Source organism: Sphingorhabdus sp. YGSMI21, from assembly GCF_002776575.1.
Taxonomy (GTDB): Bacteria; Pseudomonadota; Alphaproteobacteria; order Sphingomonadales; family Sphingomonadaceae; genus Parasphingorhabdus.
The window spans coordinates 1,518,252-1,535,622 of the sequence record NZ_CP022548.1 but is presented as its reverse complement, the minus strand read 5'-3'; the positions used below and the strand labels follow the sequence as shown (position 1 = coordinate 1,535,622).

Sequence of the window (17,371 nt, the reverse complement as noted above, 5' to 3'; positions counted from 1 at the left end):
CGTGTTCCTCAAAAAATCCGTGATTTCCGCAGAGCGGACATCACGGCAATCCTGCCCGCCTGGGATAAGGACTATATTAGCGTGTGCAGATGAACAAAGAACTCTCCTTCGGGCTTTCCGGTCACACTGCTCTGATTACCGGTGCGGGACTGGGTATCGGCAAGGCCAGCGCCCTGGATTTGGCGCGCCAGGGTGCCCGTGTGGTGCTCGTCGACAACGATCCAAGGCGCCTCTCCGAGGCCGAGGCGCTGTTCACCGGAAATAAGGCGGACCTGCTCAGCGTGACCTGCGACGTCACCGACGAAGCCGCCGTGACGCAACTATATGCAGAAGCGAAAGAGGCCGGGTTCATGCCCGATATATTGGTGAACAATGTGGGCGGTGGCCGCTCAGGTCGAATTTGGGACATGAGCGTCGAAGATTGGGACTATACCATGCGGCTCAGTCTGCGCTCGATGTTCCTGTGCACGAGAGCCGCCCTTCCGGCGATGATGGACCGGCAATATGGTCGGATCATCTGCCTGTCGTCCGGTGCGCGTAACGGAACAGTGTGGAATGCTTTTCACACTGGAGCTTGTGCCTATTCCACTGCCAAAGCCGGCGTGATCGGCTTTGTTCGTGATATGGCGATCGAACTCGCCGACCACGGCATCACAATAAATGCGGTTGCTCCCGGACCGATTGATACCGAACTGGCCGGCCCCTATCTGCAGAAAATGCACGAGGACGGCCTGGAATATAGTCCGATCCGTATGGTGCCGATGCACCGACTTGGCACGCCGGAGGAGGTCGCCAGTGCCGTAACCTTCCTCGCATCCCGAGAAGCAAGCTATATCACTGGCACCACTTTGGATGTCGCCGGCGGCAGATGAGATCAGGGTTGCGGCAAGTCCCGGGCCACACGAAATCCGAGATGCGAATTCCGGGCCTCCGGTGGGTCACCAATACGCTGGGCGACGCGCACGCTCCATCCCTGCAGGCTCCAGCCTCCGCCCCGCACATTACGCAATTTGCAGTCTCCGCTCAGCCAGGCAGAGCCGTCGGTCGGAGCGCCGACATAATCATCATGGTGACAATCCTGAACCCACTGCGCTGTATTGGCTGTCATGTCGTGCAATCCGAAACCGTTCGGCGAATAGCTGCCGACCGGTGTCGTTCGGTCAAGATTATGGCCATAATTCGCCTTGGTCGGATCGATACTGTCGCCAAAGGGGTACCATGTATCGGTGCCACCCCGGCCCGCATGTTCCCACTCGGCCTCGCTGAGCAGCCGATATTTCTGACCCGTTCTGGCGCTCAGCCACGATAGATAAGCCTGCGTATCGGCATAGTTGACGTTGATGACGGGACGGCGGCCCCTTCCCCATCCCGAATCATCGGGAGAATAGCCGTTGCAACCGCCTTCCGCTACGCACGCATCCCATTCGTCGAAAGTGACCGAATAGCGGCCGACCGCATAATAATAGCCGATCGATACCTTGTGCTGGGGCGATTCCATCTTGTCGAACATCTCCATCACGCCCAGCTCGTCGCGCTCTTGCTGGGAGGACCCCATGACAAATTCGCCTGGTGGGATGACCACCATCTCCGGACATTCGGCACATTCGGAAAAGGCGGCACCTGCTCGAACGGGTGGGAATCGCGGCGATTCTCCTGCCCGATCTGCTGCCGCAGATGCGAGGAATAAGATTAGGAACATCAATTCTTCTCCATAGGGTTTGGCGCGATCGCGTCCGCGCTATTGTGCAGCGCCTTTTCGCGCACAAGGTCAATCAGTCCAATCAGCCGGGCGGCATCCTGTCCCGTCGGACAATGATGGGGCTCGCCTCTGACGGCTTTCGCAAATTCCATCAGTTGCGCAGTGAAATAATGGGACAGATCCCGTCCGCCCATCTTGCTGCTGTCCGTGAAGGTTCCGGCCGGTGGCTCTACCAGCAGTTCATTGTTCCAGCGCAACAGTTCGCCGTCCTGAATTTCGGCTACCCCCTGATCGAAAAACAATGTCTTTCGATCATGCACGTGCGGCTGGTTATAGGATATATGCACGCTGGCCATTTTCCGCTCTGGATAGGCGAACAGCATCATGGCTTCGTCCTCGGCCTGCCAGCCGGACTGGTGGCGCGCAGCCTCGACATGCACGCGCAATGGGTCGTCGCGCCCCATGACCAGCTGCACAAAATCAAGCGCATGCGGTGCAAAGAGCGAAAGAATCAGACTGTCATCCGGTTTCCGGTCTGCCCACCAGGGGGCCTGGGGTCCATCCCAGAAGACGCATTGACTGACTTCAACCGCCAGGAGCTTGCCGAAGCCCGGCAAGCGTTCCATCAATGTCCGGACCGCAGGCCCATGCCGGAATGTATGCCCTGCAGCCAAAATCACGCCGGCTTCGACTGCCGCTTTACTGAGTTGCAATGCCTGCGCGCCGGTCTCGGCAAGCGGTTTTTCGACCAGGACATGTTTGCCGGCCGCGATTGCCGTGCGGGCCTGCTCGAAATGCATGCCATTGGGGCTTGCTATCAGCACCGCATCAATGCCTGGCTGGGTCAGCGCCTCGGTAACATCGGCAAAAGCACTGGCGCCAAATGGCTCGGCAGCCGCTTGCGCTGCAGTCAGATCCGGATCGACGGTCACGACAAGCCGGAAGGCGGGATCGAGCTCGGAAACGGCAGCAAGATGAGCGGCGCTGATTCTGCCGCAGCCGACCAGGGCCAGGCCTATTGATTCAGTCTTCATCGACAAACTCGACAGGCGCAGGTTTCACAAGATCGTCATCCGGCATGAATATCCAGATAAGACCCGCCGTCACGATTTTCGCGATGCCGGGTATAAAGGCGTAGGCGAGAACAATTCCCTGAATGGCGTCGGCGCTCTGGGCGATCCCCTGTTTTGCCGATTCGGTATCAAAACCGGTGAGCGACAAAATGCCGCCAACGACCAGGGTACCGCCCGCCGCGATACCGGCTTTTTCGATAATCGACCACACCGCGGAATAGGCTCCCGCCCGATTTTCCCCTCGTTCCTCACGCGAACGTGCAATCGCATCGGAGAGCATCGACAGGATGATAAGCCCCCAGCCGGAATTGAACAGCGCCAGAAGTCCGGCCATTATATAAGCGAAGTAGATCGGACTGTCCGCATATGTTCCCCAGCAGATAAGCACCAGACCGTGACAGGTTGCCGCGACGATATAGGTCCGTTTCTTGCCCAGCCATTTCGCCACATAGACCCAGGTGGGTGCGCCGGCCATGACCACGAACGCCATGATCGTGGAAATGATCCCGATCTGGACGAAAGCGTCGCTGCGTCCCATGGCGAACGTGACGAAAAAGGCGAAGCTGGCGTAGGATATGCCTGCCGCGACCGTCATGATGACAGCCGAGAGGCACAATATTACAAAGCGGCGATCGGAAAAAACCTTGAGAAGTTCTCTCGGTTCCAATGGCTTGGCGGTGTTCTGACGGTCAGGAATCTTGCCGGCACTGTACCAGGCGGTCAGCAAAGCGATTGAACAGACCAGACCGATTATGCCGATCGACCATATGTAAGCAGATCGACCGCCACCCAGAATGTGGATCATGACCGGTGTACCCGCCGAACCGAGCAACACTCCGACCCCGGTAAAGCCGTGTTTCCAGGCCATCAATTCTGTCCGCTCTGCCGGACTGTCGGTCATTTCGGCAAATTGCGCGAGATAGGGCACCGAGAATGTGGAGAATACCGCCATATAGAAACTGAAGCTGATAAACACCCAGGCCAGCTGGAGAAACTGGGAGCCTTCCGGCACGGTAAAGGCGCCCAACATGGCAAAGGGAGCGGCGATGGCACCGACCAGCAACCACCGACGGCGTGCAAATCGGGCGGCATAGCGATCTGATACCAGCCCTACTGTCAGGTCGAACCCCGCTCCGAACAGAACTTTCGGAATGAAAATGACGGCTCCGGCCAAGGCCGGTTCGATGCCGAGAATACTGGTCAGATAAAACAAGAGCAACAGCGAAGGGGCATCCCGGAACAATTGCCCAGCAATCTGTCCGACGCCGAAGCCGGCCTTGGTCTGGACAGCCAGTCCGGAGCGTTGCCGATCTTCGGCCTCGGCAATATGTGAATCTGTCATCGCACTGAATACTCCACACCATCGACTCATGATTTTTACATTAGCTGGCAACTTAGTGGACCGTTCATAGGCTTGCGGTGCTTGACTAGCGCCGATTGGTCGCGTGGTGGATAGTGACCGAAACGCAATTGTAACGAATGACGTGTCGCCGGAGATATGGTGGCGAGTTGAGGCCAAGAAGGTCCGACTTGGATAGCGGGGGTGGACTTAAATCAGCGTTACCGCTTGCATTTTTAAATCCAGCAGGTCCCGGCAAAGGACTTGAACATATCCGGAAGGGTTCGAATTATGAAATATCTTACAATGACGAGCAAGTTAAGTTGCTCACTAGTGGCGATTGCTGCGGCGACCACCAGCTTGGCTTTGCCAGCTGGCGCAGCTCATGCACAGGAAACAGAAGCCGCAGCCGCAGAAGCTCCGGGTGTTATCGTGGTTACGGCACGTAAGCGTGAAGAAAATCTGCTGAAGACGCCAATCGCAATTACCGCGATGACGAGCGAGACGATCGAAGCCAAGGGCATAACATCGATCAACGATCTGGTGGAAAACACGCCAGGCATTAACGTGAATAACGTGAACTCTGGTCGAAACGACCGCTCGTTCCAGCAGATTTCACTGCGTGGATTTACGCCGTCAACGACTACATCGACGCTGACTGCGACCTTCATCAACGGCGTTCCCGTTGCATCTGCCACGGCTGTCAACGCAGTGACCGATCCAGCACGAATCGAGATTTTGAAAGGGCCGCAATCGGCTTATTTCGGACGGAACACCTTCGCCGGTGCCGTCAATGTCGTGACCAAAGCGCCCGCCGACTATTTTGGCGGCTCGGTCAGTGCCTCAGCCGGCACCCGCAACAGCTATGATCTGTCGCTGTCGCTAGAGGGCCCGATCATCGAAGACGTTCTCGGCTTCCGGGCAACCGGTCGCGGCTGGAAAACGGACGGCTCCTATACCAACCAGGCCAATCCGTCTGAAACTCTGGGCGATCAGCAGACCCGCACCGGTACGCTCCAGCTCGAATTCACGCCATCCGACAGCTTGAAAATCAGCACCTTCGGCCTTTATTCGGAAGATGATGACGGCCCATCGGCCCAAGGCATGTTGTCGGCTTATGAAGTGCGTTCCGACAACGGCGCGCTGAACATCCCGTTTAATTCCGGCACAACCAACGGCACCGTCATTGTCCCCAGCAGCTCAAACTGCAACCTCAACGGCTTTACGGCAGGTGTCGATGCTTCGGAAACCCGGGTCGTGCGCCCTTATATCTGCGGTGGTGTGCCGGGCCTTCCAGCCGGTTTCAGCCCTGCGCAGAATACTGTGGAAGATGGTCTGCTTGCTGACCGTCTGAACGACTACACCGCTCGCGTTACATCGCCAGGTGAAGGCGTTGACGGCTATGGCTTGAAGCGCAAATATTACCACCTGAACATGACGGTTGATTATGAAATCGGTGACACCGGCATCACACTGTCGTCGTTGACCGGCTATAACTACGAGATTTACAGCCAGTTGGCCGATCTCGACAATTATGACAGCACTTCGCTCGACAATCCAGGCGCTGGCATCCCGGGCGCGCGCGCAGAATTCAACTTTCCGTTCCTCGTCGAACGCGAAAATGAGGATTTCTCTCAGGAATTCCGTGCATCCTATGACAATGGCGGCCCGCTGCAGGCGATGCTTGGCGTCAGCTATCTGAAAGCCATCACCAAAAATGACCTGGTCAGCATCTACGGCGAGGAACAATTTTCTGCACCACGCAGTGGCAGCAGTATCAAGGCGCCTGGCAAATCGGTCACCAAGAGCGTCTTCGGAAGTCTCAGCTACGAAGTGACCGACAGTCTGACGATCAGTGCAGAAGGCCGCTACCAACAGGACGAGATTTTTGCCTATGCCGGTGCTACGCCGCTGACCATCGCTGCCAACAACAGCTTCGGACTGCCAGCCGGTACCTTTGCTCCGCTGGAATCGTTCTACTCCGAAAAGTTCAACAACTTCCAGCCGCGCGTGATCATCAACTATGACATCAATCCCGATGTCATGATTTACGCGTCGTGGGCAAAGGCAGCAAACGTCAGCATCACGTCGTTCAACACCTCCTTCTTCACCGGTTCGCCGGGCGAAGTGGCGGCAGCAGCCGGCATCGGGCTGGGCGTTTTGACGACCCCGGAGAAGCTGACAAACTATGAAGTCGGCCTCAAGGGTTCGTTCTTCAACGGCCTGCTTCGCGGCAGCCTCGCGGTTTACAAGGCGGATTGGTCCGACCAGTATAACCTCCGCTCGGCTATTTTCATCGATCCAACGACCAACCTGCCACAGATCATCAATGGTGTTGCAAACACCGGCGACGTGGACCTCTGGGGTGTCGAACTTGACGTTGTTGCGAGCCCGGTCGAAGGCGTAAACATCACAGCAGCAGGCGCGATCAATGACAGCTCGATCCAGAGCTTCGCGGATCCGTCCATCTCATTGCTGACCGGTGTCATTGACGACGGTTTCGAAGGCAATCAGCTGGCTCTGACGTCCAAATACTCGGGTTCGGTAGGTATCGAGTTTTTCGGCGACATTGAAAATTGGGACAATGGTGGCTGGTTCATCCGGACTGACGTAAACTACAAATCCAAGCAATTTGTAGATGCTGCAAACCTGACCTGGATCAAGGGCAGAGCTGTAGTCAACGGCCGGATCGGCTTCACCAAAGGCGATCTGACGCTGGAAGTTTTTGCGAAAAACCTTCTCAACAACAAGCAATATACCTCCATCGCACAGAATTCGTTGCTGACGCCGGACTTCTCATTGACCGGCCCTTACGGTTATTTGAACCTTGGTCTTCCCGAGTTGCGTACCGTCGGGATCAAGGCAGGCTTTAAATTCTAACCGAAAAAGCCTGACAAACGAGAGGGGCGGCGCGATTGTGCCGCCCCTTTTTTTGTCTTGGAACGGTGCCCGATAGACGGTCATTCAATAACGCTGAATATCCAAAGCCATCATGTCCCGTCATGTTGTCACTTGAACATACCAATTCATGAGGCCTCCAGTCCGAAATGCGTAAGGTCGTCACTTTACTTGCTGTTACCTTGGCCAGCGCCGCGTCCGCTCAGGATCCGCTGCCTGTGTGGCCCAGTGCGCAACAGGTCGAACTGGTCGAGCAGCGGCGCGCCGATTTTCCGCTATCGACGCTGGTCAAGGATATCGACTGGTATCAACCGCAAGAGCACGTCGCGGGCGGCAATGCAGAGCCATTTCAGTCGGCCCGGATGCCAGCAATCAGGGCTTCCGCGTTGGACGCAGCTATCAAACTGGCTGAAACCGAGAAAAGCTATGCGCTTCTGGTCTGGAAAGATGGCAAGCTGCAACTGGAGAAATATTGGGACATATTTTCTCCGGAATCCCGTTACGAAACAGCATCCATGGCAAAAACCGTTGTAGCGCTGGCGGTTGGCACGGCGGTCGCTGCCGGCCACATCGAAAGCGTAGACGATCCGATTTCCGATTATATACCCACGATGCGGGGAACGCCGAGAGGCTCCAGACCGGTTCGCGCCTTTCTGGAAATGGCCAGCGGCATGCAGACCCCGCCTTTTGCTAGCGCCAGTGATGGTCCCTATTGGCAGTATAGTTTCGGAAACGATCTCGGAGCGGCGGTTGCCCGCTGGCCGGATGGTTGTGTCCCGCAGCAGGAATTCTGTTACGCCAATGGCAATACGGCGATGCTTGGCTGGGCCATCGAGGGGGCGACCGGCATGCGCTATGCGGATTGGCTGTCCCGCTCGATCTGGCAGCCGATCGGTGCCCGCGACGCCTCCTTGTGGCTGGACCGTGCCGGCGGCTCACCGCGCTATTCCTGTTGCCTGATAGCAACCGCTCAGGACTGGCTGCGCATTGGCCTCCTGTTGCTCAACCACGGTCGCGCCGGAACAGAGCAGGTCGTACCGCGAGACTGGATCAAGCGGATGCTCGCGCCGTCGCCGGCCAATGCCAATTACGGCTGGCAGATATGGCGCGGAAGCCCGCACAATCCGGGCCGAACCTATGGCAAAGGCATCAATGCCGTAGTCCCTGCGGCCGAGCCATTTGCGCGTGACGATGTCTATTTTCTCGATGGCTCGGCAGGCCAGCGGGTTTATATAGTCCCTTCAGAGCAGCTTGTGATCGTTCGCATCGGCACACCCAGTTACCAGTGGGATGATTCAGCTCTGCCCAACATGATATTGGCCGGCATCGAATGAAGGTGCAGCGCGCCTATACACAGTGCCGCTACGGCCAGATGCACTATCGCGAGGCCGCCCCGGAAGGCCCGTCCGCTCCGACGCTGATCCTGCTGCACCAGAATCCGTCTTCATCCTATGAATATGAACTGCTGATGGAAGCCCTTGCGACAGATCGCCGGGTCATCGCTTTTGATACGCCGGGCTATGGCATGTCCGACCCCCCGCCTGCTCCGCTTGACATGGCCGGCTATGCGGCCGCCTTCTCGGACGCTATCGACGCGCTCGCCATCGCAGGTCCGATTGATGTATATGGTTTTCACACCGGTTCTCTGTTGACTATCGAACTGGCGTTGTTGCGCAGCGACAAGGTAGCGCGCGTCGCGATGACCGGCATACCCATGTATCCCGAAGAAAAGCGGGCCGAATTGTTGAGAAACGCTGTGGAAACCCCGGCCAACGACGATGAAGGCACAGCCATCTTGTCGATGTTGCCCCGTTTGTGGGATTATGTCGTCGGCCAGCGTGACCGGCGCGTTCCGCTCGAACGGGCCATCCGTTCCTTTGCGGACAAAGCCTGGATGCTGGACCGTTCCAGCTGGGCCTATCGCGGCGTCTGGTCCTACGATTACACACGAATAACCGGGCTGACTTTGCCAGCGCTGCTGCTACAGCCCGATGAGCAGTTGCGTGAAGCGTCGCTCGAAGCGGCCGCACTCATCCCCGGCATCACCATTTGTCACATGTCTGATCTGAACCGAGATATTTTTGAATTTGCACAGGAAAGAATAGCCAATGAACTTCGCCTCTTCTTCGATTGATTCCGCACTGCCGGTTGCGCAGATTTCGCACTCCGTCGTCCACCCCGACTTCATTGCCCGTGAGGTGGCCGCGCGTTATCCCGTCTCGGGCAAGGTCGAGGCGTGGCTTCTGTATCGCGGAATGAACGATGTTTATCTGGTGCAGGACGCCAAAACGAAATATGCGCTGCGGGTGTGGCGCAAAACCTATCGCGATGTCGATGACGTCGCCTATGAACTCGATTTTCTCGCCTTTCTGAAAGATCGTGAGTTTCCTGCTTCGGTCGCGGTACCGCAACATGACGGCAGTCTCTATTTCAAGGCCTCCTCACCGGAAGGTGACCGGGCCCTCGCCCTGTACGACTGGGCACCGGGCAAGAAATTCGGCGAAATGCTGAGCGAGGATACGGCCGCACAGATTGGCGCGCAATTTGCCAAAATGCATCTGCTGGGTATCGAGCATGCCGGGACCGGCCATAACTTCACGACGGACACGGCCCGCGACTATAATATCTGCCTGCCCGCCCTACTCGATTTCGTCTATGATCGACCCGACGATCTCCGGGACTATCCGATCATTGCATCGGCCCTCGACAACAGACTGCAGGAACTGGCCGATGCCGGAGTGCCGATGGGTATCTGCCATCGCGATTTCCACCCAAGCAATGTCCATGTCGACGATGAAGGCACGATCACATTCCTCGATTTTGATGCCGCTGGCGAAGATTTTCTGATGCAGGATGTCAAAAATTATGTCTGGGGCAATCTCTTCTATGATTTCTCACCTGCCTATGGCGAAGCGTTCGAAGCCGGTTATCAGTCGGTCCGCCCCTTCACCCCGCTGGAAATCGAAAATGGCGAATTGTTCATGATGGCCAAAGCATTTCGTCTCGTCGCCGGCATGGCTCATAGTTCGGTATCGGTCGGACGCGGCACATTGCGCTTCCGCAATCTTGACTGGCTCGGAGACTATATCAAGACTCGCGCCAGAGACGCGGGGCTGCTATGAGCGCCAACGCAACATCGGTGGTGTGGCCAAGGCCCGCCTCTGCGTGGTGGATGGTCAGCCTGTTGTTTCTCGCAGGCATATTTTCGGTCATCGATCGTGCAATCCTGAACATCGTTGTCGATCCGGTCCGCCTCGACCTGGGCATAAGCGACGTACAGATCGGCTTGTTACAAGGCCTGGCCTTTGGTGTGTTCTACGCCTTCATGGGCCTTCCCATGGGACTGCTCGCCGACCGGACATCGCGCAAGCGTCTGCTGGTCGCAGGCATTGCAATCTGGAGCATCGCCACCATAGCCAGCGGCTATGCCACCAATTTCGGTGAACTATTTGCTGCGCGGCTGATGGTCGGACTGGGCGAAGCGGCTCTGGGGCCTTGCGCCATCTCGCTGATCGCCGACATGTTTCCTCCGGAAAAGCGCGGCCGTCCCATCAGCATTTACATGATGGGACAGGGACTGGCGAACGGGATCGCGATTTCGGTGACCGGCCTGATCATTGCCGTAGCCGTCGCCGGTGGCTTTGCCGCTATGCCGCTGATTGGCGATCTGGCCCCCTGGCGTACGACTTTCGTGATATGCGGCGCTGTGGGATTGCTGGTGGCTCTGGGACTCGCGACGACCCGCGAACCGGCCCGGCAGGCACTAACAGCCGTCACACCGGCGAAAGCGGCGCTGCCCGGTGTAGCGGAAGCGCAATTTTTCTGGCGCAATCGTGGTGTATTCCTGCCGCTATATTTCGCTTTTGCCATCGTTTTTCTGGTTGCTTATGGAGCCGGTTCCTGGGCACCGGCAATGCTGATGCGCGGTTTCGGCGCATCGCCCGCATTTCTGGGTGCCTGGCTGGGCCCGTTTTCCATCGGCTTTGCTGCTATCGGTCCGTTGCTCGGCGGGTATCTGCTCGACCGGTCTATGAAATCCGGCAAGGTCATGACCCGTTTCCGGATCTTGTCTTTGACACCGTTACTGGCGGTTCCTTCTGCCCTCGCCGTCATGGTGGACAATGTCTATGTCGCCACTCTGTTGGTGGCTTCCAGCGCGGCCGTTTTCTCGGTGGTCGGCACGGTGATGTTTGCAACCCTGCAAGCCATCGTACCGCCTCAGATGCGCGGCAGCTCCATTTCCCTGACACTGATCCTTAACACGTTGATTGGCGCGGCCTGCGGCCCCTTGTTGATCGCTACAGTTACGGAACATGTGCTGGGGGATGCCGCACAGGTCGGCTGGTCAATCGCGATTGTGGCGATCCCAAGCCTGCTTATCGGTTCCGCCCTATACGCCATCGCATGGCAGGGAATGATCCGGGCCCGGTTGGCAAAAACAGAGACGGCTCTGCTGCTCGATCCGGCGCTGGCGGAGCAGGCCTGAAATACGGCCGGGGCCCCAGCTGGTCCCGGCCAAATCTCCGAACCCGATACCAGGCTTGGCGCCTTGCCCGGTTCGCCCCTGCGGTGGGTATGGTAAAAGACGGTAGCCCCGCTATCCGGCCTGCGAGCAAATAATGCAGTAGACAAGAAATACGGCGCACAGACTGCCACTGGTTTACAAATGGGAAAAGCAGATCCATCCTCGCGCAAACGAGCGGACGTTGTGATCACGGACAGCGCCGGGACGATCCCCGATCGGCTCAGGACACCAATCTTCGCGCCTTCTCCAATCTTTCTACCCAAATTGATCAGGGCGCAGGCCGCCTGTTGCCAAAAGGATGTGCCGGAATGAGCAAAGCGCAACATATGAATCCGGACGGAACTTCGGATCCGAAGTTGCCGATGAGCATCTGCCTTGGCTTCGGAGTCGGCACGGTCGGCGTATCGATCATGCTGAATGGCGTTACCACCTATTTCCCGGCCTTCATGACCACGGTATTGGGCAAAGACGCCGAGATTGCCGGTTATCTGCTGATGGCGTCAAAACTATATGATGCAATCGCCGATTTCGTCATCGGTTCGATGAGCGACAAGACCCGTTCAAAATGGGGAAGGCGCCGCCCCTATCTGCTCGCCGGCGCACTGATTTCGGCACTGTCCTTTCTGGCCATTTTCTCCCCGCCGGCAATGGACGACGATTATATCTCGCTTTACATGTTTCTGGCGCTAATCCTCTATTCAACCGGCTACTCGCTGTTCAACGTGCCCTATATGGCGATGCCGTCAGAGATGACCGGATCGAAATATCAGCGATCCCGGCTTTTATCCTTCCGTACATTGTTCGTATCGTTGGGACAGGTGCTGGCCATGGCAGGAACGGCGGCGCTGATCTCCTGGGGTGGTGCGGATGCGAATGGCTATATGATCATGGGCTGGGTGATGGCGCTGGTCATTGGCTCGGCGATGTTCGCTTCTTTTCTCGGAACCGCCAAGGCTCCGCATATCGAGGCATCGAAAGAACCCGAGCCGGCGATCAGCTGGGCGTCCCTCAAGCAGATTTATCGCAACAAACCGTTTGTCGCGATCGTCGCTGCCAAGATTTTCCAGTTCCTCGCCTTCGCGAGCCTCGCCACGACCGGCCTGCTGTTCAAGCTGAACGTCCTGCTCATCGGCTATACCGGCCAGATGCAGCTGGCGCTGGCGCAGAATATTTCCACCGCACTCTCAATGCCGCTCTGGCTGTGGATGGAGCGGAAGATGGGCAAACGCAACGCCTATATTATCGGCTTGCTGATGATGGCGATCGGCTCGCTGAGCTGGTTGACCACCGACAGTTCGATCACCACCTGGGGGATCATTTGGAGGGGCATAATCAGTGGATTGGGGTCAGGGGGCATGATCCTGCTTTCGATATCCATGTTCGTCGATAGTCTGGCGCATGACCGGGAGGTCACGGGACTGCGACGGGAAGGCCTGCTGTCCAGTGTCATCGCCGTCATCGAGAAGACCACATTTGCGCTGGGCGTTGCGGCGGTTGGTGCCTATCTCAGCTTTTCCAACTATCTGCCGACAACCGGGGGCGATATCGTCCAGCAGCCCGAATCCGCAGTCAATGCGCTGTATTTCTGCTTCACGATCCTGCCGGTTTTCTTCTTTGCCTGTAACGCGATATGCATCAGCTTCTACAAGATCGGCGGGCGCTATCCGGATGTGAAAGACTCCTGAGACAGATGCTGGCGATACCGACTGTCCCGCCGGCTCGGACATATCGGTTTCACGTGCGCTCGCTCACCCGGCCGCACTGCGAGAACCTTTGTCAAAAACTGTTGGACCCCGCCCGGAGCGAGCATGCCTCTATAGGGTGATAGCCGGTTCGGTTTACATGATCTTGCTGTATCGGCGCAGACAGACCAGGCTGATCATCACGATAGCCGCCGGAATGAGCGAATAACAGAGAATGACACCGTTAATGGCCGTCTCCGACTGTTCGATTGCGCCGCCGGTCGATGACATGAAGCCGAACAGGGAGAGGACGGCACCGCTGATGAGCGGTCCGATGGCAAAGGCCAGTTTCTCCGAGGCGGACCACATGCCGGACAGGCTTCCCTCCTGCGGTGCCTGGTCCGGTTGGCTACCAAAGTTCAGCGTATCGGTGAACAGGGATATTGCCAGCAGGACAAAGCCGGAATTAAAGATGCCGATCAGCACTGCGCGCAGGATAACCAGTATCACCTCGATGCGCACCTGCCCGAGCACGGGGACGGCCCAGCTTGTGTCTCCGAACGTACCCAGCGCCAGCCAGCTAAGCGTGACCAGGCCCCAGGCGATGCAAGCAAAGACAAATACCGGGAGTTTCCCATAGCGTCTGGACTTGGCAAGCCAGACCGGCTGGCTGAGCAGCGATCCAACGGTCATCGCGACCATGAAGGGCCAAAGCAGGGAAATGTCGCCAATCGAGTAGATGAAGATCAGACCGACCACCGAGAAGGAGCATGACGACCCGATCGACTGGAAGAAGTTGGTCATGTTTATCATCATGAATGGCTTGTTTCGCCAGCCGCGCCGCAACTGCTCGATCATACCGACCTGTTCCTGCACCTTCCGGGGCGCGCGAAACCGCCAAAGGCTGAGCGCCGTGGTCAGCATGGTGAAAGCACAGACTATAGCCAGCACTGCACCCATCGCCATCCAGCCGAAACGGCCGCCACCGAACCATTCGGCCATTGGCTGGGCAACACCAATGCCGAGTATCAGGCCGATCATGGTGAAGATCATCCGGTACACCAATATCTTCGTCCGCTCGTGCGTGTCGCGGGACAGTTCACCGGCCAGGGCAAGATAGGGAACAGAAAAAGCGCTGAAACCCGTCTGGGCCAGCAAGAAGGTCAGAGAAACCACGGCCGCTGCCAGCCAGGGCGAACCAAAATCCGATACCGTGAACAATGCAAAAAAGCCGATCGAGGATGCAACGGCGCCCACCGCCAGCATCGGAGAACGGCCGAAGCGGGATTCCAGCCGGTCGGAAAAGGACCCAACCAGAGGATCGCAGATAACCAACCATAATTTGGGTGCCATGATCGCCAGGCCGGCCAGCCACGCAGGAATACCGAGCATGGTGATCATGAATATCGGAAGAAGGACTGCGGGCGTGTCGCGAAAAATCTGGGCGCCGAGTTGCCCGATGCCGTATTTGAGCATTACGCCTTGGGAAACCGGGGAGTCCGCCGAATGGATTGAAACGGTCATCGCAACTCCGGAATATGGGGACTTTCGCGGTCTGCCAGAAAGCGGGAAACGGCCTGCTGCGGGACCGGAATCGCGCTGCAGGCCGTTGTTTTCAACGCTTAGGCTTTTTGCGCCGAACAGGCGTACCAGCTGCCGAGTAGCGTCCGGCCTTCGGGATGGCCTTCAGTGAAGAAATCGGCACGGTCGACCTTCAGTTCGGGTACACCCTTGCGGTATCCCACCAGGACGTTTTCGCGTTCAAAGCCCGCTTTTTCCGCCACTTCTACCCAGTCGGTCCGGGCGAGGGATGTCATGAACGGTTCGTTGTTGTAATGAGATTCAAAGTCACAGCGCATCTGGTCCCAGAGAGAGAGATGTTCATGCCGGGGAGGTACTTCCACGTGGCACATAATCCCGCCTGGACGCAGCAGCCGGTGGCATTCGCGCATGATCGCCCGCATGCCCTTGGCCGAGGTCTCGTGGAACATGGCCGAGGAGGTCACGAGATCGAAGCTTGCATCTTCAAAATTGGTGCATTCGGCATTCTGCTGGCTGAAATGGATAGGAACCCCCATGGCTTCCGCTCTGGCATGGCCATAGCGCAGCATAGGCGCACCAAGGTCAATCGCGTGGATCTCGGCATCCGGATAGGCGCTGGCAATGGCCACCGTGCTCTGGCCGATCGAACAACCCAGATCGAGAATGCGTTTCGGTTCGAAGTCCGGATAGAAATCTTTCATATGGCTGGCGAGCGTGTGGCCGCGCCCGTCGTTTTTCCAGCCACCGTTCATATTGCGCAGATAGGTCGAAGAGAAACGGTCATAAAGCGCGCCGGCCCGGAAGTCATTTTCCGCCGTATCGATGGTATAGCTGCCCGGCATGCGGTGATGGTCGAACTCGCCGATATAACGGGGAATTTCGAGATCGGGGTCAAGCGTCAGACTGCCGATCGGGGCACTGGTCTGCTGTTCCACCTTCTCGGCCAGTTCTTCATATTGGCGCGCTATCGAACCATCGATCGAGCGCCAGATGCGGTCCTGGTAGTGGAGCGACAGAGTGAGCCAATATTGGTGCAGCGGATGGGCTTCCAGCGATTTGCGGACATGCGCGCTGCTTGTCGGTTTCTTGCTTGTCGCGGCTTCGACCTCTGGCACGATAACCTCGTCGAGCAGGCGGCGGTCGAGCGGATCGACATTGCGGTTGGTCCATGCCCGCATCGCCAGAAAATGGTCCTCCATGGCCTGTTCGTCATGCGTCGCCTGCGGCATGACCGGATGGCCGAAATGTGCGTGATTGAGCTGTTTCTGCATGATTTGGGTCCTTTCGCCAATATTATTCAGTCGGATGCCACTTCGCTTACGACGCCGTCATATGCGGTTTGCTCCACCAGGGATTCGGGGAGCAGCCGTTCCAGCGCGCTGCCGAGCACACGGTCATATATGGCTTGCCGATATGCGCCGCGGTGCTGGTTCACGGCAGAATCGGGCGAAAAACGGTCGACGTCCTCGGGGCCGTGCAAACCGGCAGATTCCAGCATCCGCTCGTTCGCGTCAAGCCGGTCCTTCAGGACCATTACTTCGCCGAGAAGCGACAGCACCATGCCCGCCAGCGCATCCTGTCTTTCATCTTCGAAAACAATCGGCTGGCTGCCCTTGGATCGGCTCGTTCGATCCTGATTCTTGCGCTCAACCATTTCTAAACTCCTTACACTCGAATTGGAACAATGTACCCGTGCGCGCGGCGATATCCTTCTTGTCCAGATCGGGACCGAATGCTTCTTCGGTCACCGCGTCTTTGGCTTTCAGATCATAGCCGGTTTGACTGGAAAGCAGAACGATCATTTCCGTGTCAGGCTGCAGCGCAAAGGGGAATTCGTGCCAGGTTCCGAGATTGAGTTGGAAGCCGGCTGATCCGTCGAACAGGAAGGCCTTTACCGAGGATAGGTCCGGCAGGTCGCTATCATTCGGAGGAGCCATGACCGCAACGAACGGTCTTCCGCCGAGCGGGATGAACGCCTGTGTATGCTGGAAATGCCGCTCCATATAACGGACTTCGCCGGGGCGGAAACCGAGATTGGCCAGCGACACCTCGACCGGATGTTCGCATTGGAATTTCACCGGATAGGACATGGCCACCGCGCCCTTGTAGAAATCAACGGCCACCGGCTTCACTCCGCTGTCGCTGCCGATAATCTGGCCGAATGGTGCCAATGCCTCGGCGCTGGCCTCGATCAGCGGCAAATGAATGATTTTCTGGTCGGTCATTTTGTCGTTCCCGGGGTTGGCTGCAGCACATTGTCATGCAGAGCAAAAAGGTGGCGCACGGCAGGCTGGTTATGCCAGGCCATTGCCTCGCCTGCGAAGCAGGTCAATCGGCGATGCGCCGACATGCACAATGACAAGCCCAGCCGGCCCGTTTTGAAGAGCCAAGCATAGGTGTAGTGCAGCCATCTTGCGATACATGTCCCAGAATCGTGTTGTTGTTTGAAAATGACGATATCCCTGCAAGCTGCGCTGAGATTGAACCTGCATCGGAAATCCGCCGGATACAGCAGGTTAAGGCGACATTGTCCGATCACCGGATAAACAGATCGCCACCCGGCCGGTTTCACAATTGCCAATTCCGGTCCGGCGCGAAAAGCCGTGAATTTGG

At 57.4% G+C, this 17,371-nt stretch carries 15 protein-coding genes; 7 read left to right on the top strand and 8 right to left on the bottom strand.

Annotated elements, in window-relative coordinates:
* Positions 1 to 89 precede the first annotated feature (89 nt).
* The gene (locus tag CHN51_RS07495) at positions 90 to 872 is read left to right on the top strand and encodes an SDR family NAD(P)-dependent oxidoreductase (protein WP_100093452.1); all 783 of its coding nucleotides are present in this window, start codon (positions 90 to 92) and stop codon (positions 870 to 872) included.
* Positions 873 to 874: 2 nt separating this feature from the next.
* Here CHN51_RS07495 and CHN51_RS07490 read toward each other — a convergent pair whose 3' ends face one another.
* From CHN51_RS07490 to CHN51_RS07480, 3 genes are read right to left on the bottom strand one after another with little or no spacing between them, the layout of a single operon-like run.
* Positions 875 to 1,699 (bottom strand): formylglycine-generating enzyme family protein, encoded by an 825-nt coding sequence (locus tag CHN51_RS07490; protein WP_100093451.1) that lies wholly within the window; start codon positions 1,697 to 1,699, stop codon positions 875 to 877.
* Complete coding sequence (locus tag CHN51_RS07485; protein ID WP_100093450.1) at positions 1,699 to 2,733, bottom strand: Gfo/Idh/MocA family oxidoreductase; 1,035 nt, start codon at positions 2,731 to 2,733, stop codon at positions 1,699 to 1,701. Before CHN51_RS07485 ends, CHN51_RS07490 begins: the two co-directional genes overlap by 1 nt.
* Positions 2,723 to 4,114, bottom strand: a complete 1,392-nt coding sequence (locus CHN51_RS07480; protein ID WP_164089038.1) for an MFS transporter — start codon at positions 4,112 to 4,114, stop codon at positions 2,723 to 2,725. The genes CHN51_RS07485 and CHN51_RS07480 overlap by 11 nt, the downstream gene beginning before the upstream one ends.
* A gap of 288 nt (positions 4,115 to 4,402) precedes the next feature.
* Between CHN51_RS07480 and CHN51_RS07475 the strand changes: the two genes are divergently transcribed.
* The 6 genes from CHN51_RS07475 to CHN51_RS07450 all read left to right on the top strand — a co-directional run bounded on the left by CHN51_RS07475 (position 4,403) and on the right by CHN51_RS07450 (position 13,219).
* Positions 4,403 to 6,991 carry a TonB-dependent receptor gene (locus CHN51_RS07475; RefSeq protein ID WP_100093448.1) on the top strand — a complete coding sequence of 863 codons (2,589 nt, stop codon included), beginning with the start codon at positions 4,403 to 4,405 and terminating at the stop codon, positions 6,989 to 6,991.
* Between the two features lie 167 nt (positions 6,992 to 7,158).
* Positions 7,159 to 8,343: a serine hydrolase gene (locus CHN51_RS07470; protein ID WP_100093447.1), complete on the top strand. Its 1,185-nt coding sequence runs from the start codon at positions 7,159 to 7,161 to the stop codon at positions 8,341 to 8,343.
* Positions 8,340 to 9,143 (top strand): alpha/beta fold hydrolase, encoded by an 804-nt coding sequence (locus tag CHN51_RS07465; RefSeq protein WP_100093446.1) that lies wholly within the window; start codon positions 8,340 to 8,342, stop codon positions 9,141 to 9,143. The genes CHN51_RS07470 and CHN51_RS07465 overlap by 4 nt, the downstream gene beginning before the upstream one ends.
* Positions 9,118 to 10,131 carry a phosphotransferase gene (locus CHN51_RS07460; RefSeq protein ID WP_100093445.1) on the top strand — a complete coding sequence of 338 codons (1,014 nt, stop codon included), beginning with the start codon at positions 9,118 to 9,120 and terminating at the stop codon, positions 10,129 to 10,131. Before CHN51_RS07465 ends, CHN51_RS07460 begins: the two co-directional genes overlap by 26 nt.
* Positions 10,128 to 11,495: an MFS transporter gene (locus CHN51_RS07455; protein WP_100093444.1), complete on the top strand. Its 1,368-nt coding sequence runs from the start codon at positions 10,128 to 10,130 to the stop codon at positions 11,493 to 11,495. The genes CHN51_RS07460 and CHN51_RS07455 overlap by 4 nt, the downstream gene beginning before the upstream one ends.
* A gap of 347 nt (positions 11,496 to 11,842) precedes the next feature.
* A complete protein-coding gene (locus CHN51_RS07450) occupies positions 11,843 to 13,219 on the top strand; it encodes an MFS transporter (protein WP_100093443.1) in 1,377 nt (458 codons plus the stop codon).
* Between the two features lie 153 nt (positions 13,220 to 13,372).
* On the opposite strand, the gene CHN51_RS07445 is transcribed toward CHN51_RS07450, so the two are convergent.
* The 5 genes from CHN51_RS07445 to CHN51_RS19530 all read right to left on the bottom strand — a co-directional run bounded on the left by CHN51_RS07445 (position 13,373) and on the right by CHN51_RS19530 (position 17,339).
* Entirely contained in the window at positions 13,373 to 14,740 is a 1,368-nt protein-coding gene (locus CHN51_RS07445) for an MFS transporter (protein WP_100093442.1), read from the bottom strand.
* A gap of 98 nt (positions 14,741 to 14,838) precedes the next feature.
* On the bottom strand, positions 14,839 to 16,029 hold the full coding sequence (locus tag CHN51_RS07440) for a class I SAM-dependent methyltransferase (protein WP_100093441.1): 1,191 nt from the start codon (positions 16,027 to 16,029) through the stop codon (positions 14,839 to 14,841).
* A gap of 26 nt (positions 16,030 to 16,055) precedes the next feature.
* On the bottom strand, positions 16,056 to 16,412 hold the full coding sequence (locus CHN51_RS07435) for a hypothetical protein (RefSeq protein ID WP_100093440.1): 357 nt from the start codon (positions 16,410 to 16,412) through the stop codon (positions 16,056 to 16,058).
* The gene (locus tag CHN51_RS07430) at positions 16,405 to 16,983 is read right to left on the bottom strand and encodes an ureidoglycolate lyase (RefSeq protein WP_100093439.1); all 579 of its coding nucleotides are present in this window, start codon (positions 16,981 to 16,983) and stop codon (positions 16,405 to 16,407) included. Before CHN51_RS07430 ends, CHN51_RS07435 begins: the two co-directional genes overlap by 8 nt.
* Complete coding sequence (locus tag CHN51_RS19530; protein WP_123906270.1) at positions 16,980 to 17,339, bottom strand: hypothetical protein; 360 nt, start codon at positions 17,337 to 17,339, stop codon at positions 16,980 to 16,982. The genes CHN51_RS07430 and CHN51_RS19530 overlap by 4 nt, the downstream gene beginning before the upstream one ends.
* Positions 17,340 to 17,371 lie beyond the last annotated feature (32 nt).